The organism is Brevundimonas sp. Br13 (assembly GCF_055391505.1).
Window position 1 is genome coordinate 3269413 of record NZ_AP044008.1, and the last position, 21086, is coordinate 3290498.

The following is a 21086-nucleotide window of genomic DNA, read 5'->3' on the forward strand; positions in this document are numbered from 1 at the left end:
CGCGCGACCGGGCCGCTTTAGCTCAGCCGGTAGAGCACCTCATTCGTAATGAGGGGGTCAGGTGTTCGAGTCACCTAAGCGGCACCACTTTTCCCCAGTTGCCCCTGAGACGATCGTGCCTCGGCGAAAGCCGCGCTGAATTAGGGATGTTAGGCAGAATTTTATTAGGCCGCGGCCGTTATGGGGGGCGCCTTCAGGGACGCGGCCGTCCCACCTTGACGCGGGCCGCAGGAAGGCGCGTGATTTCGGCCTGTTGTTCAACGATGGACATTGAGTCGCGCGGCGATCGGCGGAGCCGCTTTCATCCCTGAGTAGCCTTAGACTCCCATTCTGAGTACGTACCATCCCTCTAATGCAGAGCTTTGGCTTGACGGCATGGAGGATTTCGGGCCTGACGGCCTCTAATATCGTTCCGAAGGTTGTTATGAGCGACGCAGTAGACCCCGTTGACATCGCGATCGGCGCCCGCATCCGCGCCCGCCGCGAAGAACTCCGCATCACCCAGGCCCAGCTGGCGGCCGGCGCAGGCGTGACCTTCCAGCAGATCCAGAAGTACGAGCGCGGCGTGAACCGTGTCTCGGCTGCGCGTCTGCTGCAGATCGCCGCCGTGCTGAAATCGACCGGCGCGGCCCTGCTGGGCGAACTGGACACCGCCGAGGGCGACGATCTGGTTCTGGCTCAGCCGGGCGTATCGGAACTGCTGTCGGCCTTCCGCGCCATCGGCGACGGCGACAAGCGCGACGCCCTCCTGGTGGTGGCCAAGGGCCTGCGCGGCTGAGATCAGAGCGGCGGCTGCAGCAGTCGGTTGACCGCCGCCCCCTGCCCCGCGCCGACGGCGAAATCCGCCAGCCAGATCTGGACGGCCTCCAAGGCGCGGGCGTCCAGACTGTCCGAACGGCCGGAGTCGGCGATGTTCTGACGGACGATCTCCAAAAGACAGGCCGCCTCGGTCGCGCTGGACGGCGCGTGTTTCAAGAGGCGGGCCTCGGCCTCCACCATCGGCCCCAGGTCCAGTTCGGCCAGCAGATTGTCGTCGCTGGCGGCGACGCCAGCCGCTCCAAGGGTGTCGGCGATGCGGGCGGTCTCGAACCACGATCGAAAGAGCGGCATGAAGGCCGGGGCGGTCGAAGCGGTCACTGATACAGTTCCTTCTTTAAAGCGAAAGCGCGCGGCGTTCTTGACTAGGACGGGTTCGCGCATAGGGGGCCGCATTGGCCTCCCACACGCCGAAGATCGCCAGAAGCAGCAGTTCGAACCAGACCACCATCCGGGCCGAAACCATCGACCACATCAGGGGTTGGGACGCGCCGAGCGCGGCGAAATGGGTCGATAGAGCGATCAGTTGTGCCCCGGCCGCCAACATCAGCCACCACCGTTGATAGACGAGCGCCAACCCCGTCAGCAGGCCGAACATGCCCAGGGAGAGGCCCGCCACCGCCCAACGGAAGCTGCCGATCGTGAGGTGATCCAGGATCGGAGAGCCGAACTGGAGGGCCAGGAGGCCCGCCAGAACCAGCCGCTCCGGCGTCCGACCCTTCCAGGCCAGCAGCGCCATGGCGCCGTAGGTCAGGGCTTCCAGCAGGATCGAGAGGGGCGAGCCCACCGGCGGGACCGATCAGGCCGCGACGGAAAGAACGGGGGCGACGGGATTACCGGTCTTGTCTTCGCGCGTGCCGTCCAGGTTCCAGCCGATCTGATGGTCCTCGGCGACCTTGGCCAGTCCGTCATGCGCCGAAATGACCGCGCCGCGCACCTGGGTCAGTTGGCTGAGGCCCTGAACCATGTCGGCGAGGACCGCCTGGCCCACTTCCGCGGCCAGATGCGCCTCAGCACGGCTTTCCAGGGCCGTCTGGACCAGTCTGCAGACCTCGATCATCGCCCTGTCCACGGCGTGTTCGGTCGTTCGGATTTGTCGCGCCACCCTGACGCCGACCTGAATATTTCTCATGGCTCGCCCTCCTGCTCAAAGCCGCTGCGTCAGCGCACCGCTTCGGGGGCGATCCGGTCGAACAGGGATGGAAGCACCATGCCCGCCGTCACAATCCCGATGGCGAGCAGAAGAGCGATGGCGGAACCCGCGACGATGATCCCCAGCCGCGCGACGACCCCACGGGGCGGAGCGGGAAGGAACCAACCGGCATCCCCGGCGGCTTCCGCATCGCCGGACTGTTCGGCCGACGCCGGGCCAACTGAGCCGTCTTCCGTCGCTTCGGGAATGAGTATCGAATGCCCTGAGTAGCCGTTACTCAGCCGGCGCGCGGCCAGCTTGCGGTCCGAAACCCCCAGCTTGCCGTAGGCCCGGTGCAGGTGGTTGCCGACCGTGCGAGGCGAAATCCCCAGACGCGCGGCGATTTCCTTATCCTCCAGTCCCTGGCCCGCCAGGCGGACGCATTCCCTCTCTCTCGGCGACAGGTTTTCGGACATCACGCGCTCCCCCGTCTGTCATAACGGATTTCCGCGCCTCGACCAGACCGGGGTCTCGGATATAGCTGGGCAAGAGTCAGGACATCACTTGAACATATAAGCATATGTTTATATGTCTTCACGCCTGACACTGACAGGAGCCTCTCTTGGCCGCTCGTTCCTCCTTCCTCTTCACCTCGGAAAGCGTGTCCGAAGGACACCCGGACAAGGTCGCCGACCGCATCTCGGACACCGTCGTCGACGCCTTCCTGTCCAAGGACCCCGAGGCCCGCGTCGCCTGCGAAACCCTGGTGACGACCCAGCGGATCGTGCTGGCCGGCGAGGTCCGCGCCACCCAGCCGGGCAACACCAAGGAACAGAACGAAGCCTTCACCCAGTCGATCATCGACAGCCTGGAGCCCCTGGTTCGCGCTGCGGTCAAGGACATCGGCTATGAGCAGGACGGCTTCCACTGGGCGACGGCGGACTACGCCTGCCATCTGCACGCCCAGTCGGCCGACATCGCCGTGGGCGTCGATTCGACCAATGAGAAGGATGAGGGCGCAGGCGACCAGGGCATCATGTTCGGCTACGCCTCGAACGAGACGCCGGAGCTGATGCCGGCGACCCTGCAGTACAGCCACAACATCCTCAAGCGCCTGGCCGAGGTGCGCCACGCCGGCGGCTCGCAGCTGGAACCTGACGCCAAGAGCCAGGTCACGATCGAATACGAAAACGGCAAGCCCAAGCGCGCCGCCTCCATCGTCCTGTCGACCCAGCACGCCAAGGGTCTGAGCGCCGCCCAGGTGGCCGAGATCGTCAAACCCTATATCCTCGAGGTGCTGCCGGAAGGCTTCACTGACGATAAGACCGTCTGGCACATCAATCCGACCGGCATTTTCGAGATCGGCGGGCCGGACGGCGACGCCGGACTGACGGGACGCAAGATCATCGTCGACACCTACGGCGGCGCAGCGCCCCACGGCGGCGGCGCCTTCTCGGGCAAGGACCCGACCAAGGTGGACCGCTCGGCCGCCTACGCCTGCCGCTATCTGGCGAAGAACGTCGTGGCGGCGGGTCTGGCCGATCGCTGCACCATCCAGATCTCCTACGCCATTGGGGTCGCGGAGCCCCAGTCGATCCACGTCGATCTACACGGCACGGGCAAGGTGTCCGAGGCCGTGCTGGAAGACAAGCTGCTGGGCCTGATCGGCGGCGCCACGCCGCGCGCCATCCGCCAGCACCTGGGGCTGAACAAGCCGATCTACGCCCGCACGGCCGCCTATGGCCACTTCGGCCGCGCGCCGGACGCCGACGGCGGCTTCAGCTGGGAAAGGACCGATCTGGTCGATCAGTTGAAGGCCCTGGCCTGAGACCTCAGCCGGCCTGATCCTCCAGGGTCAGGCCGCGCACCCCCGCCAGATTGGCGCCCGTCAGATCGATCTGGCGGGTCTGGGCGCCGTGCATGACGGCGCGGCCCAGATCGGCGCTCGTCAGCACCGCCCGGCGCAGATCCGCGCCGGACAGGTCGGCGCCCCGCAGATTGGCGCCGGTCAGGTCCGCCGCCAGCAGCCGGTCGGCCCCGATCAGCAGCGGCCCCAGTTGCGCCCCGCGCAGGTCCGCCCCGCTCATCTTGGCGTTCTTCAGCCGCGCGCCGCGCAGATCGGCGCGGTAGAGTCGCGCCGAGCGCAGGTCGGCGTTCTCCAGATGGGCGCCCTGAAGCTGCACCCCCTCCATGTCCAGGCCGTAGAAGACCGCCCCCTTGGCCGACAGGGCGGTCAGGTTCAGGCCGGTGATCGACTTCAGCGGGCGCAGATCGACACCGTCGAAAACCGAAGGCTGCCCCTCCGTCCCGCCCGTCTCGCACCAGCGGGCGTGTTCGCGCAGCATTTCCGCCGCCGGCATGCGATCGACCGAGGCGCCGGCGGACCGGTCGTCGGTCAGGGTTCCTTCCATATTGGCGCCGTCGGCGCGCCACATCGTCATCTTGCAGCCCACCAGGATGGCGTCGCGCATGTCCGCCCCCGACAGGTCGGCGCCCGACAGGTCGGCCCCGGCCAGGTCCGCGCCGCGGAAATCGGCCTGTTTCAGATTGGCGCGGACCATTTTGCAGTCCTTCATCACCGCGCCCGAGAAGTCGGCCTTGATGGCGATGACGCCCGACATGCGCGAACGCTGCAGATTGGCCCCGGCTAAACAGGCGCCCATCATTTCGCTTTCCTGGCGCTGACGCGGTTCAATGACCTTGAACCCCAGTTTGGCGTCGGCGGCGGCGATGGTGCCTTCGCGCAGATCGGCCTCGAACAGGTCCGCGCCCGACAGGTCCGCCCCGCGCAGACAGGCGCCGCGCAGATCGGCCCGACGCAGGCTGGCGTCCGCCAGGACGACGTCCTGCATGTCCGCGCCGAAGAAGTTGGCGTTGTCCAGCCTGGCGCCGGTCAGGTCGCAGTTTTCCAGACAGGCGGCGGCGAAATCCGCATCGGCCAGATTGCGGCCCCTCAGGCTGAGGCCCGAGATGTCCATCCAGGCGAAGACGGCGCGGGCGCCGCCGGGGCGGGCCTGGAACAGGCGGTCGTGCCGGGCGCAGATCACGTCCAGTTCCGCCTGGGTCAGGCGCTTGCGCACGATGGGTTCAGCCGCCTGCATTCGATCAGCCTAGGCCCGGCTGATTTAAGAAAGCCTTTAGCGACAGTTGCTTGTCACTCGGTCAGCAGGCCCTGATCACGCAGGGCGTCGGCCAGCTCTCCCGACGAGGTCCATAGGCGCGTATAGCCCGCCTCCCCCAGCCGCTTCAGCTCGGTGACCAGGTCGGCCTTGGGCGAGGCGACGAAACGGCCGTCGAAACCGGCGCCGTCCTTGCTGACCCGCACCAGGGGCCGGCCGGTTTCCAACCGGTGCAGAAACCCCTCGCACAGGGCCGCGCCCTCCTCGCACATAAGGCCTGTTTCGACCGTCAGCCCCTCGGCGCGCAGGCGTTCGGTGCCCCGGCCGGCCGCAAAGGGCGACGGGTCCAGACAGGCGATGACGACGCGCGCCACCCTGGCCTCGGTCAGGAAGTGGGCGCACGATTTGCGGCCGGAAGAACGCGCGCCGCAGGGCTCCAGGGTGACATAGACCGTCGCGCCCTCGACGTCGGGTCCGGCGGCGGGGACCGCCTGCTCCTCGGCGTGAGGGCGGCCGCCGGGAGCGGTCGCGGCCTGGGCGATGACCCGCCCGTCCTTGACGATGACGCAGCCGACCGCCGGATTGGGCCAGGTCTCGCCCATGCGGCCCGTCGCCAGGTCTATGGCCTGGGCCATGAAGCCGCGGTCGGCGTCGCTCCAGCTCATGGCAGGGTCGGCAGGGTTTCGGCGCGATCGGCGTCCAGATAGCGGGCGGCGGTCGGCTTCAACTCGGCGTCCAGCTCGATCTCCAGCGGATTGCCGGTGGGGATTTCGACCCCGACGATCTGATCGTCCGGCACGGCGAACAGCAGTTTGACGATGGCGCGCAGGGAGTTGCCGTGGGCGGCGATCAGCACGTCCTCGCCCGCCCTCAGACGCGGCGCGATCTCGGCGTCCCAATAGGGCTCCACCCGGTCCAGGGTGGTCTTCAGGCTCTCGGTGTCCGGGATGGCCTTGCCGGCGTAGCGGGGATCGGCGTTGAAATCGAACTCGCCGCCCGGCGCCAGAGGCGGGGGCGGGACGTCATAGCTGCGCCGCCAGATCTTGACCTGATCCTCGCCGTGCTTCTGGGCCGTCTCGGCCTTGTTCAGCCCGGTCAGGCCGCCGTAGTGACGCTCGTTCAGCCGCCAGTCCTCGATCACCGGCACGTCGGTCAGGCCGGCCGATTGCAGGGCCAGGGCGCCGGTGCGCTTGGCGCGTTTCAGCACCGAGGTGAACATGACGGCGGGCTTGAACCCGGCCTGGGCGATCAGCTCGCCGCCGCGGCGCGCCTGGGCCTCGCCTTCCGCCGTCAGATCGACGTCCACCCAGCCCGTAAAGCGGTTCTCGAGGTTCCACTGGCTCTGGCCATGGCGGAGTAGGATCAGGCGCGGCATTCGACGGTCCTTTGCAAACAGTCTGTCCGGGTAAGCCGCCGTCATGAGCCGGTCAAGGTTTTGACGCAGGTGCGAAACCGACCGCCTTGTCCGCCGATCGTCGGATGGATAGGGTTCGCCCATGTCCGATCGTCTGTTCTTCCCCTTGGCCGGCGCCGTCGTCGTGATCCTGACGGCCCTGGCCCTGGTCTGGCCTTAAGCCCGCCGTCAGAACAGGATCTTGCGCAGATTGATGCGGAAGACCCGACCCTGGGGGTCCAGATAGTCGCGCTGATAGTTGACCGGGGTCGAGCCGTCGCTGCTGGTCACCGAGACGCGGTCGTCGAACAGGTTCTGAACCCCAACGCCGACGCGGGCCCCCTTCAGGAAGGGGAAACGCTCCACCAGTCCCGTGCGTTGGGTCAGGTCGGCGAAGGCGAACAGATTGACCGTCGTGCGGTCCGAAAAGTCCAGGTCGGTCGCGCCGGGGCCGTCGCCGTTCACCGTGGTGCCCGAGCGCCAGTTGGCGTTGACGAAGGCGCCGTAGCCGTTCTTGAACACGCCGGTCTGAAGCTGGACCTCATGGCGCGACTGGCCGCCCGAGCCGGAGATGGAGTCGCCGCCCAGCAGGTCCAGGGGCGCCAGGCCGTCGCGGATCACGACCTCGTCCTGGACCCGCCAGGTGTGGGTCAGCGACAGGTTGAACATGCCCTGGCCCGGCTGCATGCCCGGCCCGCGCGAGCCGCGCAGACGGCCGCCCCCCGGACCGCCGGGCCCGCCGGGTCCGCCGCCCATCCGGATCGCGCCTCCGCCTGGGCCGCCCCCAGGCCCCCGCTGGCCTGCAAGCGCGGGATTGGCCTTGCCGAAGGGCCGCGAGAAGTTGAAGCCCCACTGGACGTCCTGCTGATCCCGCTTGGCGAAGTTCAGCGGCCGGGCGTCGATCGAGACCAGATCGCCGTCGGCGTTACGGACGAACCGCTCCGGCAGGGCCGCCTCCAGGTCCGGGGTGACGGCGGGGAAGCCGGCGATCTCATTGTCGATCTCGGTGCGGGTATAGGCCAGGTTCAGCCGCAGATCGGTCGATGACAGGGGCTGCCAGTTCACGCCCAGCTTCAGGATGCGCCGATCCTCGGCCTTCAGATTGGGATCGCCGCCGCTGATCTGGGTGATTTCGACGGTCTGGTTGGTCGCATAGTCGAAGACCGGGGTGTTGGGCGTGGCGATCGTGGGATCGTTCAGCTGCTGCACCGTGGGGGCCTTGCCCTCGTCCGAATAGTTGGCCGACAGGGACAGCCGCTCGACCGGCGACCAGTTCAGGCCGCCGCCGATGCTGGAGACCCCGCCGAAGTCCGACAGCTCCTGATAGGCCAGGTTCATATTGGCCGACAGATCGCCGATGCCCGCCAGGACGCCGCGATCCACGCTGGCGATCGGCAGGTCGAAGTTCGCCTGGACGCTGCCCAGGTCGCGCGACTGGGAGCGGTCCGTGGCCACGCCTGACCGGACGCTTTCGGAGTCCAGCGCCTGATGCTCTCCGCCGAACTTGAAGGTGGTGGTGATCCCGCCGGCCGGAAGCTCCCAGGCCGTGCCGTTCAGCACCACCTCGCCCTCCAGCGATTGGGAGATCGACTGGGCGGTGTCGCGGCGCACCGGCCCGACCGCGCCGGTGAGATCGCCATAGGGGTTCACCGTCGTGTCGCCGGCGGCGATCCGGGCCAGGAGGTCGTCGTCCTCGACCCCTCGGCCGGTGACGGTGTCGGTCCGGGTGCGGCTGTATTCACCGGTCGCGGTCCAGCGCCAGTCGCCCAGATAGCCGTCGAACACGGTGCCCAGTTCGGCGCTGCGCGTATTGGTCTGGCGGGTCAGGGCCTGGGGCAGGTCCAGATAGCGATAAAGGGTCGTCGCATCGCCCCCCGGCGACCAGGGATTGCCGTCCGGCAGGGTCAGGCTGACGCCCGGCAGGCCCAGATAGCTGCGGCTGGCGCTGTCCGTCAGACTGCCGCTCAGGGTCATGCCGACCTTGTCGTTCAGATCGTGCTTGTAGGTTCCCGCCACCGAGGCCTCGGCCGAACGCGGCAGCAGGGTGCGATAGGCGTTCAGGTCCCTGTCGGCGACGGAGTCTTGCGGCGTCGTCCCCGACCGGTCGATGTCGCGCTCGTCCTCGTACAGAGGGTTGCTGGTCGAACCGTTGATGTCCATCGACCAGCGATCGGCGCCGGCGATCTTCAGCAGATTGTTTTCGCTGGCCGTGGTGGTGCGTCCGCCCTGCTCGGGCCGACTGACGTTGACCGAGGCGGTCAGGGAGCGGAAATCGGCCTTCAGCACGATGTTCACGACCCGCTGGTTGGCGCTGTAGCCATAGGAGAGGGCCGTCTCCTCGGGCAGGACCTCGAACCGCTCTATGGCCTCAGGCGGAATGCCGCGGATTTCGCGAAAGCCCGAGATGCGCCGGCCATTGACCAGAAAGACGGGCGAACCGCCCCGCGCGCTGCGGGTCTGGGCCTCCAGCAGGGTGACCAGTTCGCCGATGTTGGTGGCGCCGAAGGCCTGAATCTGGGTCGCGTCATAGGAGACGATCGGCTCCTGCCCGCCCAGGGCCACGCCGCGCTTGGTCGCCGTCACCTCGACGTCGGGCAGGACCACCGCTGGGGCCTCCGGCTGGGTCTGCTGAATATCGGCGACGCCGGGGGTCAGGGCGAGCAGCAGGAGCGCGGCAGGGGTCATGAAACATCGGTCCGTGACGAGGAGGTCGGCGCTCTTGGGACGCGAAAATCATGGCCGGAAAGCGGCGAATATCATGACGCTTTTGAAAGCGTGTCAAAGACTCAACACCCTTGATTTTCCAGCGACGGATAAGGGTCTCAGCCGCGTTGAAGGGTGTTTGGGCGACGTCGCCGCCGCCCGCTGAGGTTAGAACTCTTCCCAACCGTCGGATGCAGCGTCGGCTGAAATCGCGCCGCCGTTGGCGACCTTGAGCGTCTTCTGCGGGGCCGTGCGGGGCCGGACGGTCGCGACGGGCGCTGAGGCGGGTTTGGCCCCCCGCGTCTTGCCCGCCGCCGACACCTGGAAGAAGGCGACCTGGGCCGACAGTTCGGCGGTCTCCTGGCGCAGGGCGGCGCTGGCGGCCGTGGCCTGTTCGACCATGGCGGCGTTTTGCTGAGTGACCTGATCCATCTGATTCACGGCCACATTGATTTCTTGCAGGCCCGTCGCCTGCTCCTTGGCCGAGGCGGCGATCTCGACCACCAGGGCGCTGATGTCGTTGACCTGGGCGGCGATGGCCTGGAGGGCCGAGCCGGCCTCGCTGACCAGGCGCACGCCGTTCTCGACCTCGGCGCCGGAGCTGTTGATCAGGGTCTTGATCTCCTTGGCGGCCTCGGCCGAACGCTGAGCCAGGGCCCGGACTTCCGAGGCGACGACCGCAAAGCCGCGACCGCTCTCGCCCGCCCGCGCCGCCTCAACCCCGGCGTTCAGAGCCAGAAGATTGGTCTGGAAGGCGATCTCGTCGATGACGCCGACGATCTGGCTGATCTGACGCGAGCCGTCTTCGATCTTCTGCATGGCTTCGACGGCGTTCATCACGACGGCGCCTGAGGCTTCCGCGCTCTGGCGGGCGCCGCTCGTGACGACGGCGGCCTGGCTGGCGCCGTCGGCCGTCTTGCGGACCGTGACGGTGATCTCGTCCAGGGCGGCGGCGGTCTCCTCCAGGCTGGCGGCCTGTTGTTCGGTGCGACGCGACAAGTCGTCAGAGGCCTGGCTGATTTCACCTGCGCCGCTGTCGATGCCGTGGACCGAGCCCAGAACGCCGGTGACCGTCTCTTCCAGACGGGCGATCGAGCGGTTGAAGTCCGTCTTCAGAACCTCGCTGCGCGGCGGGAAGGGCGCATTGATGCGGTAAACGAGGTCGCCTTCAGCAAGAGCGTGCAACCCCTTGCCCAGGTTTTCGATGACGACGGCGTTTTCCGCCGCTTCCTGGGCGGCGGCGGCCTCGCGGCGGCGGCGCTCGGCCTCGGAGTCATTGCGCAGAGTGTCGGCTTCCTGTTCCAGCGTCTTGGCGCGCAGGCCGTTATCGCGAAACACCTGCATGGCCTGGGCCATGGCGCCGACCTCGTCCTTGCGGTCCGTGTCGGGAATGGCGACGTCCAGCTTGCCTTGGGCCATGATCGACATGGCGCCCGTCATGCGCCGCACCGGCGCGACCATCAGGATTGACAACTGGACGCCCAGGAAGACGGCGGCGACGATCAGGATCAGGCCGCCGACGGCCAGGGCGATGAAGGAGGCGGTGATGGCGGACGACTGCTGGGCGTCGCGCAGATTCATCCGCTCGATCTCCATGTCACGCAGATCGCTGATGGCTTTGGTGATGTGGGTCACCCGGACGCGATCGCCGGAATCCACCAGGACCCGCCGCGCCGCATCGATGCGCGCGGGATCAAGCGCAGCCTCGGTCAGGGGCGTGCCGAACTCGGTCCGCCAGGCGGCGGCGTCGGCGCGAGCCTTCTGCACCAGGGCGGCTTCTTCGGGCGTCAGATCGGCGGCGGCCAGGGCGGCGCTCGACTCTTCGAACTGCTCCCACCCCTTTCGATAAACCCCCAGATAGTCTTCGTTGCCCGTCAGCAGCACGCCCCGCATCTGCGAGTTGAGGCGGATGACGCCCTTTTCCGCGACATGGGTATGTTCGATGATCGCCTTGCTTTCGGCGTTCAGCCGCGCAGCAGTCCGCATCTCCGACAGCTGAAAGAAGACCGCACCGATCATGGCGGCGGCGACCGTCAGCAGAAGGGCGAAGGCGATCGCCAGTTTCCGCTGCATCGGAATATTCTTCAGGTTCATCGGACTGTCCCGGAGAGCTGGTGGGGCGGGGAAAGCCCGGAGCGGCGGACCGCTCCGGGCTATGTTGTCTAGCTCAGCAAACCTTAAAAAGCCGTCTGGACGCGGACCGTGGCGGTATTGCCGCTGTCGTCGCCCAGGAAGGTTCCGGTGCGGTTGTCGACCGACCAGGCGCTCCAGTGGGCCGAGACGCGCGTATTGTTGGTCGGGTACCAGTTGACGCCCAACAGCCAGCTGTCGCCCTCGCCGCCCGTGGCGATGTCGCTGTAGTCGGCCTGATCGTACCGCCCCACGATTTCGACCGCGCCGTAGCCGTCGGCGCCGAGCGGATTCAGCACCTTGGGACGCGCCCAGGTGCCCGTCTTGGCCGACAGCGGCGGCTTTTCGCCGGTCAGGAAGAAGCCGGCCGAGACGCTGTAGGCGTCCTGATCATAGTCGCGCGCCGCCGTTTCCAGCACCCGCCGACCGCCCTCGGCCATCAGCCAGCCCGAACCCTGGACCCCGCCCAGTTCGAGACCCAGGCCCTTGCTGCCCTTGGGATCAGCGTAGACGCCGCCTTGGAGTCGCAGATTGTCGTTGCCGCGCGACGAGACGACCAGGCTGCGCGACGCCACCGAGGCGTTCGGCGTCAGATCTTCGACGAAGCCCCAGCCGCCGAGGTGCAGATGGCCGGCGTCCGTCTTGAACGGCGCCCAGTGGGTGCGGGCCATGACAGTGACCGAGTCATTGGTCGCGCCGCTGCTGATCGCATCGCCCGTCACGGACAGGGAGGCGTGCCAGACGCTGCCGGTCAGCTTGGACGAGACGCCGACCCCGTAGGCGCCCCGTTCCGGGCCGATGGTGGAGACCATCAGGCTGCGCTCGAGGAAGGGGGTCATGTCCTCGGCCGTGCCGCCCTCGACGCCGCGGTCGTTCAGCCGCTGGCCCATGGAAATTTCGAGGTCACGGCCGCCCCATTTGGTGCTGTAGGCCATGAAGGCGTTGGCGACGCTGACGGCGTTGTCGGCGATGTCGCCTTCGATCCAATAGCTGAAGCCGCCGGGGATCTTGCCCTGGGCGCCTAGGCGCAGCCCGCGCAGTTCGGTGGTGGTCAGATTGCGGCTGTCGTAGTCCGAGCCGAAGGTGTTGGACAGGTCGGCGGTGACGCGGATGCGCGGTTTGAAGGTGAAGGCGCCGTCGGGGCTGCGCATCTCGGGCAGGCCGGTCGACCAGTCGGTGGTGGTGGCCGGCGCCGGCGCGGCGGCGGCCTGAATCGCAGGACGCGCGGCGGCCGGGGCCGGGGTCCCGGCGGCTGCGGGCGCCGCAGGAGCCTGCTGGGCGGCGGCCTGGGCTTCCAACTGCTCGAGGCGGGCTGAAAGCGCCTGGACCTGAGCACGCAGGGCGGAGATTTCGTCCGTCGAGGGCGACTGGGCGAAGGCGGAGGTGGCGAGCGCAGCGAGGCCGACGCCCGCCACGAGGGTGCGGAGACGTGTCATGAGAACCCCTGTAAACTTAGTGTGTTAAGGAAGGGCTGAACCCCGATACGCAGAACTGCGTAAAATCTTGGCGGCTTGTTCAGCGGGTGCTGGGCGCCGTCGTTGCGGGGGGCGGAAAACCCGCAGCGACGGCGCTCAAGGCCCTCAGTCGGCGGTGACCAGATCCTTGTCGCCAGGGCCGGCGGCAGGATCGGGCCGGGCGGCGATCGGCTGGGCCGGGCCGTTCAAGGCCGCGGCCAGCGCATTCCGGTCCAGTTCGCCCTCCCACCGGGCGACGACGATGGTGGCCACCGCATTGCCGATGAAGTTGGTCAGGGCGCGGCATTCGCTCATGAAGCGGTCGATGCCCAGGATCAGGGCCATGCCCGCCACCGGCACCGTCGGAACCACCGACAGGGTCGCCGCCAAGGTGATGAAGCCGGCGCCGGTGATGCCGGCCGCACCCTTGGACGACAGCATGGCGACCGCCAGAAGCAATATCTGCTGTTCCAGCGACAGTTGGATGTTCAGAGCCTGGGCGATGAACAGGGCCGCCATCGTCATATAGATGTTGGTGCCGTCCAGATTGAACGAATAGCCGGTCGGCACGACCAGGCCGACGACCGACTTGGAGGCGCCGGCTCGCTCCATCTTGTTCAGCAGCGACGGCAGGGCGGCTTCCGACGAGGAGGTGCCCAGGACCAGCAGCAGTTCTTCCTTCAGATAGCGGATCAGCTTCAGAATGTTGAAGCCGTTCGCCCAGGCGACCAGGCCCAGGACGCCGACCACGAAGATGACGGCGGTGATGTAGAAGGTGGCGACCAGCGCCGCCAGATTGGCGATCGAGCCGATGCCATACTTGCCGATGGTGAAGGCGAAGGCCCCGAAGGCGCCGATCGGCGCGGCCTTCATCAGGATGGCCACCAGTTTGAAGAAGGCGTGGCTGACCGATTCCAGGAAGTTCAGAACCGGCTTGCCGACATCGCCCACCATGGCCAGGGCCAGGCCGAACAGGACCGAGACGAACAGGACCTGCAGGATGTTGCCCTCGGAAAAGGCGCTGGCGAAGGTGTCGGGGATGATCCCCATCAGGAAGCCGGTGACGGTCGTCTCATGCGCCTGTTCCGAATATTTGGCGACGGCCCCGGCGTCCAGGCTGGCGGGATCGATGTTCAGGCCGTGGCCCGGCTGGACGACGTTGGCGATGATCAGGCCGACGATCAGGGCCAGGGTCGAGAAGGTCAGGAAGTAGGCGAAGGCCTTGGCCGCCACGCGCCCCACCCGGCCGATGTCGCTCATGCCCGCAATGCCCGTGACGATCGTCAGGAAGATGACCGGGGCGATGATCATCTTCACCAGTTTGATGAAGGCGTCGCCCAGCGGCTTAAGGCTCTCCCCGAAGCTGGGCCAGAAATGGCCGATAAGGGCCCCCGCGACGATGGCGGTCAGAACCTGAAAATAGAGATGCCGATAGAAGGGCCGAGGCGCGGTCGGCTGGGCGGCGGAAGGGAGCGCGATCACGGATGTCTCCTGTGGTGGCGGGACGGGCCCGCGGTTTCCTCGAGGGCCCTCGCTGCTGTCGTCGAGGCGCCGAGACGACTGTCCCGCACGCCGGAACCAGGTCCAAACGCGATCGACGTTTGATATAGAGATCTGTAAAAACACGTTATTTTCGGAAAGCGCCTCTCGCAGGGCCATTTGCCGTGCGACGTATCGCACGCCGGACTCGCGCTATTGTGCGAAATATCGCACAATAGCGAATGAGCCTCTCTGCGGTCCGAGAATTTATCGAAAGATCGTCGAGTTTCATTTGGCGGCCATGGACCCTGCTCAGCCTGGGCTGGCTGACGGCGGGCCTTGTCTTCGCGGGCCTGGCGGGGGAGGCGGCGCGGCGCGACGCGACCCAGGAGTTGGCGCGCCAGGCGACGACAGGCGCCGCCCTCCATGCGGCCGTTCTACGCAGCGAGCTGGAGAAACAGCGCGCCATCCCCGTCGTCCTGGCCGAAGACCCGGATGTGGCGGCCTTGCTCGCGCGGCCCGCCGACCAGGCGGCCAAGGCGGTCGATCGCAAGCTGGAGCGACTGGCGGGTCAGACCCGCGCCGCCGTCATCTATGTTTTGGACGCGCAGGGGCTGACGCTGGCGTCCAGCAACTGGCGCGCCCCCACGAGTTTCGTCGGCGTCCGTTATGATTTTCGGCCCTATTTCATCAACGCCATGCGCGACGGTCAGGGCGAGTTCTACGCCCTGGGCACACGCAGCGGCCGCCCCGGCCTTTATCTGTCGCGCCGGCTGGACGCCGCCGACGGCCGCCCCCTGGGCGTGGTGGTGCTGAAGGTGGAGTTCGACGCCCTGGAGGCGCAATGGCGGAGCTCGGGCGAGCCGGCCTGGGTCGCCGACCCTGGCGGCGTGGTCCTGGTCGCCAGCGTGCCGGAATGGCGCTTTCGCGCCACCGGTCCGATGGACGAAGCACGGCGAAGGCTCAGCCTGACCGATCTGACCCTGCGTCCCGGCGCCCTGGCCCCCCTGCCCTTCCAGACGCCCTCCGGCGATCGGCCCCGGCTGGTGCGCGCCGCCGTCGGCGAGGCGCGGCCCCAGACCTGGATGCATGCCCAGACGGACACGGCCACGCCGGGGTGGACCCTGCATCTTCTGACGCCCGAGCGTGGCGCCGTCGGAACCGCCGTGGCGACCGCGCGCGGCCTGGCGGTTCTTACCGTCAGCCTGCTGGCCCTCATCGTGGGGGTGCTGCTGCGCCGTCGCCGGCTGGCTGTCCTTCGCGCCCGCGCCGAAGAGGAGGGCCGGCTGGAGCTGGAACGTCGCATCCGCGAACGGACCCACGAACTGCACGAAGCCAATCAGGCGCTCAACCGCCAGATCGAAGAGCGTCGCCGGGCCGAGGCCGCACGGGAGCTGTTGCGGGATGAACTGGTGCAGGCCAGCAAGCTGGCGGCCCTGGGCCAGATCGTGGCCGGGGTGGCCCACGAGATCAACCAGCCCGTAGCCGCCATATGGACCTACGCCGACACGGCCGTGACCCTGCTGGAACGGCGCGAGACCGACAAGGTCCTGGACGCCCTGCGGCGGATCGGCGACCTGACCCGCCGGATCGGCGCCATCACTCAGGACCTGCGCCTGTTCTCGCGCAAGGCCGCCCCGACCATCGATGAAATCCGGCTTGAAGACGCCATCCAGGGCGGACTGCAGCTGACCCGCGGCCGATTGGAGGAAGGCGGGATTCGGCTGGAGCGGATCGGATCGGGCGAGATCAAGGTCCACGCTGACCAGTTCCGGCTGGAACAGGTGATCGTCAATCTGATCAAGAACGCCGCCGAGGCCATGGAAGGGCAGGCGGACGCCCGGTTGGTCCTGACGGTCGAGCGCCGGGGCGAACGGGTGCGCCTGATCATCGCCGACAACGGCCCCGGGCTGGCGCCCGAAGTGGCCCGACAGCTGTTCACCCCCTTTGTCACCACCCGCTCTAACGGACTGGGGCTGGGCCTGGTCATCTGCCGTGACATCATCGCCAGCTTCGGCGGCGAGCTGGACCTGGCGCCCAGCGACAGGGGCGCGACCTTCGTCGCCGCCCTGAGGCCCGCCTGATGCAGAGCGCCGCCTCCCGCGCCGTCATGCTGATTGAAGACGACGGCGATTTCCGCCAGGCCCTGGTCGAGCGCATGACGCTGGAGGGCTATGAGGTGCGCGCCTTCGCCGCCGCCGAGCCGGCCCTGAAGGCCGTCGCCGCCGATTTCGACGGGGCGGTCGTGACCGATCTGCGCATGCCGGGCCTGGACGGCCGCCAGTTGCTGGCGCGGATTCAGGCCCTGGACCCTGCGCTTCCCGTGATAATGATCACCGGCCACGGCGACATCGCCGATGCGGTCGCCGCTATGCAGAGCGGGGCCTATGACTTCGTCGCCAAGCCCTTTCCGTTCGAACGCCTGCGCGACAGCCTGAACCGGGCGCTGGAGAAGCGCAGCCTGGTGCTGGACAATCGGCGGCTGACCGCCCTGGCGGCCGCCGATGGGGGCCATGAGCTGCCCCTCGCCGGCGCCTCTCCCGCCATCACGGCGCTGCGCGCCACCATCGCCCAGATCGCCGATGCGAAGATGGACGTGCTGATCGAGGGCGAGACCGGCGTCGGCAAGGAGGCGGTGGCGCGCGCCCTGCACAACGGCGGACGCCGCCGTGTCGGCCCCTTCGTCGCCGTCAACTGCGGCGCCCTGCCCGACGGGCTGATCGAGAGCGAGCTGTTCGGCCATGAGCTTGGCGCCTTCGCCGGCGCCATGCGGCGGCGCGTGGGCCATGTGGAGCGGGCCCACAACGGCTCGCTGTTCCTCGACGAGGTCGAGAGCATGCCGCTGGCGGTCCAGGTCAAGATGCTGCGGGTGCTGGAAGAACGCGAGATTCACCCGATCGGCGCCAATGAGCCGCGGGTGCTGGACCTGCGCATCCTGGCCTCGGCCAAGATCGACCTGGGCGACGCGGCGCGACGCGGCGTCTTTCGCGAAGACCTCTTCTATCGCCTGAACGTCGTGCGGCTGCGCGTGCCGCCGTTACGCGAACGGCGCGAAGACATTCCGTTGCTGTTCGCCCACTTCCTGCGCCGGGCGGCCGACCGTCAGGGGCTGGATGCGCCGGAGGTTGACGACGGGGTGCGCCGTCGTCTGCTGGAGGAGGCCTGGCCCGGCAATATCCGCGAACTGGCCCATTTCGCCGAAAGGGTGGTTCTGGGCCTGGAGGACGGTCGCGCCGAGGCGACGTCGGATCTCAGCCTGCCCGACCGTCTGCACCGGTTCGAGGGCGAACTGCTGCGCGACGCCCTGGAGACCCACCGGGGCGACATCGTCGCCGTGCTGGAAGAGATGCGGATTCCGCGCAAGACCCTCTATGACAAGCTGCAGCGGCACGGCCTGAAGCCCGCCGACTTCCGCCGCTGACCGTCAGGCCGCGGCCGGCGCGTGCGACCGTTCGGCCGAACCCATGACCGCCGAGAGACCGTCGATAAGGCCGGCGAAGGTGATCGGCTTGGACAGATGGCCGTCGGCTCCCGCCGCCCGCCCCGCCTCCACATGTTCCGGCATGGCGTTGGCCGTCAGCATGATGATGGGGGTGCGTTTTCGGTTGTCCTGGCGTTCCAGGGCGCGGATGGCGGCGGTGGCGGTCAGGCCGTCCATCACCGGCATCTGCATGTCCATCAACACCAGGTCGAAGGGCTCGCGCCGGACGGCCTCCAGCGCCTGACGCCCGTCCTCGACCACGACCAGTTCGGCCGGCGTCTCGGCCAGCATGATCTCGATGACCTTGCGGTTCGCCGGATGGTCGTCAGCCAGCAGAACGCGCGCGGGGAAGGGGAAGTCGTCGCTCCTCGCCGTCTCCGCAGGCGCTGACGCCGACGCCTTGACGCGCGCCAGGGGCAGTTCGAACCAGAACTCGGCCCCCTCGCCCGGACGGCTGCGGCACTCCAGCCCCCCGCCCATCAACTCGACCAGATCGCGCGAGATGGACAGACCCAGGCCGGTGCCGCCAAACCGGCGGGTGATCGAGCCGTCCGCCTGCTGAAACCGGCCGAAGATACGGGCTTTCTGCTCCTCGTCGAAACCGCAACCGGTGTCCTTGACGGTGAAGCGCATCCGCTCGGCGTCGACCGCAGACGCCGTCACCGTGACCGAACCCGTCTCCGTGAACTTCAAGGCGTTTGAGATCAGGTTCGAAAGGACCTGACGCAGACGCACCAGATCGCCCTCGACCGGCCCTTCGGCCGCCGGTCCGACCTCAAGGCGCAGGGCGACGCCCTTCTGGTCTGCGGAGGGTCGATAAAGGGCGGCAACGCCGCGCACCGCCTCGCCCAGGTCGAAGACCGAACGCTCCAAGGCGATCTGTCCGGCCTCGATCTTGGCCGAGTCGAGGATGTCGGACAGCAGCCGCTCCAGCGTCACGCCCGAGCTTCGGATCACCTCGACCATCTCGCGCTCGCGCGGCGCCAGCCGGGCGCGGGTCAGGGCGTCGGCCATCGCCACCACGCCGTTCAAGGGGGTTCGGATCTCATGGCTCATATTGGCCAGGAACTCGGACTTGGCGCGACTGGCCTCTTCGGCGCGACGACGCGCGACCTTCAGATCCTTGGCCTGGCTGGCCATCCACAGCACGGCGGCGAGGGCGGAGAGGACGAAGATGACGGAGATGGCCAGCAACACGCCCTGCAAATGGGTGTTTGATCGCGCCGTCTCCAGCTGGGCGCGGCGCTCGGTCAGCTGTTGCTGCATGTCGCCCGTGACCTGACGAATGCCGTCGCTGAAACGACGGGCGTCGGCGACCCGATCTTCCTGCATGTGGCGGCGAAGCTTGACGAAGGCTTCCGAGGCCCGCCCTTCGGCGAACAGGATTTCAGCCTCCACATGGTCGATCTCGGACGCGGCCTCTCGCTGTGATTCTTCAGCTGCGCGACGACGGATTTGGACAAGGTCACGGCGCGCCGCCTCGATCTGGCCGGTCTGGGCCCGCGCGACGGCCCGCGACGGCAAGAGTTGCGAGGCGAGGAAGGACGCCTGCCCGAGATTTTCACCCAACGGCGCCAGACACTGAAGCACCCCGCCAGGATCATTCGCCGCTTCGAACGTCTGAGCGCACAGGGCCGCGTCGTAGACCGCCAAGTTGGGCAGACCGGACCGAACCGTCAGACGGTGGTGAATCTCGTAAAGGCTTTTCGCCCGATCAATGTCGCCCAACTGCGCCGACAGATAGGCCAGATTGTAGATGGCGTCAAAATCCGGACGAGGATAGTCGGGATTGGCGAGGTCGATCTCAAAATGGCCGAAGGCGGCGGTGGCCCCGTCGATGTCGTTCAACTGCATCAGGCCGATTCCGGTCATTTCCCACAGGCTGGCCCGCGCCGCCCGGGCATAGGGCGCCTCGTCTGGGATCAGGGCGTCGGCGTCCGCCAGCGCCTTCAACCCCTGGCCGATCTCATCCTGATCCATCAGCGCCACGGCCCACAGCCGGATCGCATGGGTCCGGGCGAACCAGTCCGGCTCCATGGCGGCGTGTTCGCGCATCTCTGCGGCGGCGGCGCGGTCGCCCCCGTCATAGCGAAGCGCCAGCCGGTTCAAATCGGCGATGCGGATATAGCGCCCGTCCCTCTGGTGGCGCGCGGCCGCGGCCAGGCGGTCGTTCCACAGCTGCGCCGTCTTGAACTCGCCCTGGTTCATAAAGGTCCAGACGACATGGTAGAGCCGTTGCAGGCCTTCACGATCATTGCGGCTCAGGGCGTCCTGACCGAAACGCTCCAGATCCTGAAAGCTGGCGGCGGCGGCGCGCCGTTCGACCGCCTGGGCCAATTCCAGCGGCGACCGCCCTCTCGTCTGGCTGGCGCCGGCGTCACCGGCCCCTAAAAGACTGGCGAGGACGAGCAGGAGGACGGCGATAGGCGTTGATCTGGGCATGCGGTTTCCGATTTGATCGGAAAATGGCCTGCATTTGGTTGAACAAGCTTTAGCGCCCCAGTGGGCGTTTATCCTTAAGCCCGCAAAATCAGACTCTGCGTTGACCGCCTACGGCCTTTCGGCTATAGGCCCGCCCTCTTGAGATTTCCGCGCCGTGGACGTGTGCTCCGCGGCGTTTTCCGTTCGAAGGTTTGACATGGCCAACAACCCCGGCGCCCGCAAGGCGATCCGCAAGATCGAAGCGCGGACCGAAGTGAACAAGGCGCGCCGTTCGCGCGTCCGCACCTATCTGCGCAAGTTCCAGGAAGCCCTGGCCGGCGGCGATGCTGCGGTGGCCAAGGCCGCCTTCATCGAGGCCCAGTCCGAACTGATGCGCGCCGTCTCCAAGGGCGTCGTTCACAAGAACACCGGGTCGCGCAAGGTGTCGCGTCTGGCCGCCCAGCTGAAGAAGCTTTCGGCCGCCTGACCCGTTAAGGGTTTTCCAGCATACGGAAGGGCTGTCGTCGTTCCGTTATGCCATTTGTTCGCGTTTTCAACGGCGAAGGAGCAGATGCTCCTTCGCCGTTTTGCGTTCCCCGGTTAACTCTCTTTACGCACGAATACGGAGTCCGGCGCGTCGGTCGGACGAATTTCCCAAGCAGGATTAGCGTTTGACGGAGTCAAACAATTTAACTGCGAATCGACCAACGAATCAGCGTTGACCCGACCGGCGCGCGGCGTAAGTTTTGGGCTCTAACGCACTTCCATCCCAACACGGATGAAGACGGCGCGGGACGATAGTTTCGCGTTGGCGGGAGATGTCTGTCCAGGAGTTCGGCCCCGCCCGAAAAGCATCGCTTTTCGGGGCTGGAGAAGTCGTCCCTGAACCATCGCCCTGAAGTGCAGACGATCGGATTGGCTTTTTGGATTGGGTGGCGGAGCGATGGTTGGGGGTGCG

The 21086-nt window shown here is 67.4% G+C and carries 17 protein-coding genes and 1 tRNA gene; 6 read left to right on the plus strand and 12 right to left on the minus strand.

Translation table 11 applies throughout. The features are described from left to right. The first annotated feature begins 11 nt into the window (after window positions 1-11). Together ACZ5M6_RS16280 and ACZ5M6_RS16285 are read left to right on the plus strand one after the other, a co-directional pair. Window positions 12-87, plus strand: a tRNA-Thr gene (locus ACZ5M6_RS16280). Between the two features lie 337 nt (window positions 88-424). Beyond that, window positions 425-778 (plus strand): helix-turn-helix domain-containing protein, encoded by a 354-nt coding sequence (locus ACZ5M6_RS16285; protein ID WP_054766704.1) that lies wholly within the window; start codon window positions 425-427, stop codon window positions 776-778. 2 nt (window positions 779-780) lie between these two features. On the opposite strand, the gene ACZ5M6_RS16290 is transcribed toward ACZ5M6_RS16285, so the two are convergent. Genes ACZ5M6_RS16290 through ACZ5M6_RS16305 form a run of 4 tightly spaced genes read right to left on the minus strand, consistent with a single transcriptional unit; the run spans window position 781 to window position 2424 of the window. Beyond that, window positions 781-1137 carry a hypothetical protein gene (locus tag ACZ5M6_RS16290; protein WP_224764398.1) on the minus strand — a complete coding sequence of 119 codons (357 nt, stop codon included), beginning with the start codon at window positions 1135-1137 and terminating at the stop codon, window positions 781-783. Window positions 1138-1153: 16 nt separating this feature from the next. Continuing rightward, complete coding sequence (locus ACZ5M6_RS16295) at window positions 1154-1603, minus strand: hypothetical protein (RefSeq protein WP_224764399.1); 450 nt, start codon at window positions 1601-1603, stop codon at window positions 1154-1156. Window positions 1604-1615: 12 nt separating this feature from the next. Then, the gene (locus ACZ5M6_RS16300; RefSeq protein WP_182714179.1) at window positions 1616-1948 is read right to left on the minus strand and encodes a hypothetical protein; all 333 of its coding nucleotides are present in this window, start codon (window positions 1946-1948) and stop codon (window positions 1616-1618) included. A 29-nt stretch (window positions 1949-1977) separates the two neighbouring features. Then, window positions 1978-2424, minus strand: a complete 447-nt coding sequence (locus tag ACZ5M6_RS16305) for a helix-turn-helix domain-containing protein (protein ID WP_182714180.1) — start codon at window positions 2422-2424, stop codon at window positions 1978-1980. A gap of 146 nt (window positions 2425-2570) precedes the next feature. Here ACZ5M6_RS16305 and metK point away from each other — a divergent pair, with 146 nt between their 5' ends. Continuing rightward, window positions 2571-3776: a methionine adenosyltransferase gene (metK, locus tag ACZ5M6_RS16310; RefSeq protein ID WP_054766707.1), complete on the plus strand. Its 1206-nt coding sequence runs from the start codon at window positions 2571-2573 to the stop codon at window positions 3774-3776. A 4-nt stretch (window positions 3777-3780) separates the two neighbouring features. Here the strand turns inward: metK and ACZ5M6_RS16315 are convergent, their stop codons facing one another. From ACZ5M6_RS16315 to ACZ5M6_RS16345, 7 genes are all read right to left on the minus strand, one after another. Next, window positions 3781-5049 (minus strand): pentapeptide repeat-containing protein, encoded by a 1269-nt coding sequence (locus ACZ5M6_RS16315; RefSeq protein ID WP_054766708.1) that lies wholly within the window; start codon window positions 5047-5049, stop codon window positions 3781-3783. 53 nt (window positions 5050-5102) lie between these two features. Beyond that, window positions 5103-5732 (minus strand): bifunctional diaminohydroxyphosphoribosylaminopyrimidine deaminase/5-amino-6-(5-phosphoribosylamino)uracil reductase RibD, encoded by a 630-nt coding sequence (locus ACZ5M6_RS16320; protein WP_191554522.1) that lies wholly within the window; start codon window positions 5730-5732, stop codon window positions 5103-5105. Beyond that, window positions 5729-6442 carry a 2,3-diphosphoglycerate-dependent phosphoglycerate mutase gene (gene gpmA, locus ACZ5M6_RS16325; protein WP_464159139.1) on the minus strand — a complete coding sequence of 238 codons (714 nt, stop codon included), beginning with the start codon at window positions 6440-6442 and terminating at the stop codon, window positions 5729-5731. Before gpmA ends, ACZ5M6_RS16320 begins: the two co-directional genes overlap by 4 nt. A gap of 207 nt (window positions 6443-6649) precedes the next feature. After that, entirely contained in the window at window positions 6650-9145 is a 2496-nt protein-coding gene (locus tag ACZ5M6_RS16330) for a TonB-dependent receptor plug domain-containing protein (RefSeq protein ID WP_464159140.1), read from the minus strand. Between the two features lie 186 nt (window positions 9146-9331). Then, window positions 9332-11257, minus strand: a complete 1926-nt coding sequence (locus ACZ5M6_RS16335) for a methyl-accepting chemotaxis protein (protein WP_464159141.1) — start codon at window positions 11255-11257, stop codon at window positions 9332-9334. An 83-nt stretch (window positions 11258-11340) separates the two neighbouring features. Beyond that, a complete protein-coding gene (locus ACZ5M6_RS16340) occupies window positions 11341-12729 on the minus strand; it encodes an OprO/OprP family phosphate-selective porin (RefSeq protein ID WP_082382747.1) in 1389 nt (462 codons plus the stop codon). Between the two features lie 144 nt (window positions 12730-12873). Beyond that, window positions 12874-14229 carry a dicarboxylate/amino acid:cation symporter gene (locus tag ACZ5M6_RS16345; RefSeq protein WP_054766714.1) on the minus strand — a complete coding sequence of 452 codons (1356 nt, stop codon included), beginning with the start codon at window positions 14227-14229 and terminating at the stop codon, window positions 12874-12876. A 239-nt stretch (window positions 14230-14468) separates the two neighbouring features. Between ACZ5M6_RS16345 and ACZ5M6_RS16350 the strand changes: the two genes are divergently transcribed. After that, the gene (locus tag ACZ5M6_RS16350; RefSeq protein WP_227975995.1) at window positions 14469-16310 is read left to right on the plus strand and encodes a sensor histidine kinase; all 1842 of its coding nucleotides are present in this window, start codon (window positions 14469-14471) and stop codon (window positions 16308-16310) included. After that, window positions 16310-17647 carry a sigma-54-dependent transcriptional regulator gene (locus ACZ5M6_RS16355; RefSeq protein WP_464159142.1) on the plus strand — a complete coding sequence of 446 codons (1338 nt, stop codon included), beginning with the start codon at window positions 16310-16312 and terminating at the stop codon, window positions 17645-17647. The genes ACZ5M6_RS16350 and ACZ5M6_RS16355 overlap by 1 nt, the downstream gene beginning before the upstream one ends. 3 nt (window positions 17648-17650) lie before the next feature. On the opposite strand, the gene ACZ5M6_RS16360 is transcribed toward ACZ5M6_RS16355, so the two are convergent. Further along, window positions 17651-20149: an ATP-binding protein gene (locus tag ACZ5M6_RS16360; RefSeq protein WP_464159143.1), complete on the minus strand. Its 2499-nt coding sequence runs from the start codon at window positions 20147-20149 to the stop codon at window positions 17651-17653. A gap of 196 nt (window positions 20150-20345) precedes the next feature. Between ACZ5M6_RS16360 and rpsT the strand changes: the two genes are divergently transcribed. Then, window positions 20346-20615 carry a 30S ribosomal protein S20 gene (gene rpsT, locus ACZ5M6_RS16365; protein ID WP_054766717.1) on the plus strand — a complete coding sequence of 90 codons (270 nt, stop codon included), beginning with the start codon at window positions 20346-20348 and terminating at the stop codon, window positions 20613-20615. The last annotated feature ends 471 nt before the right edge of the window (window positions 20616-21086 follow it).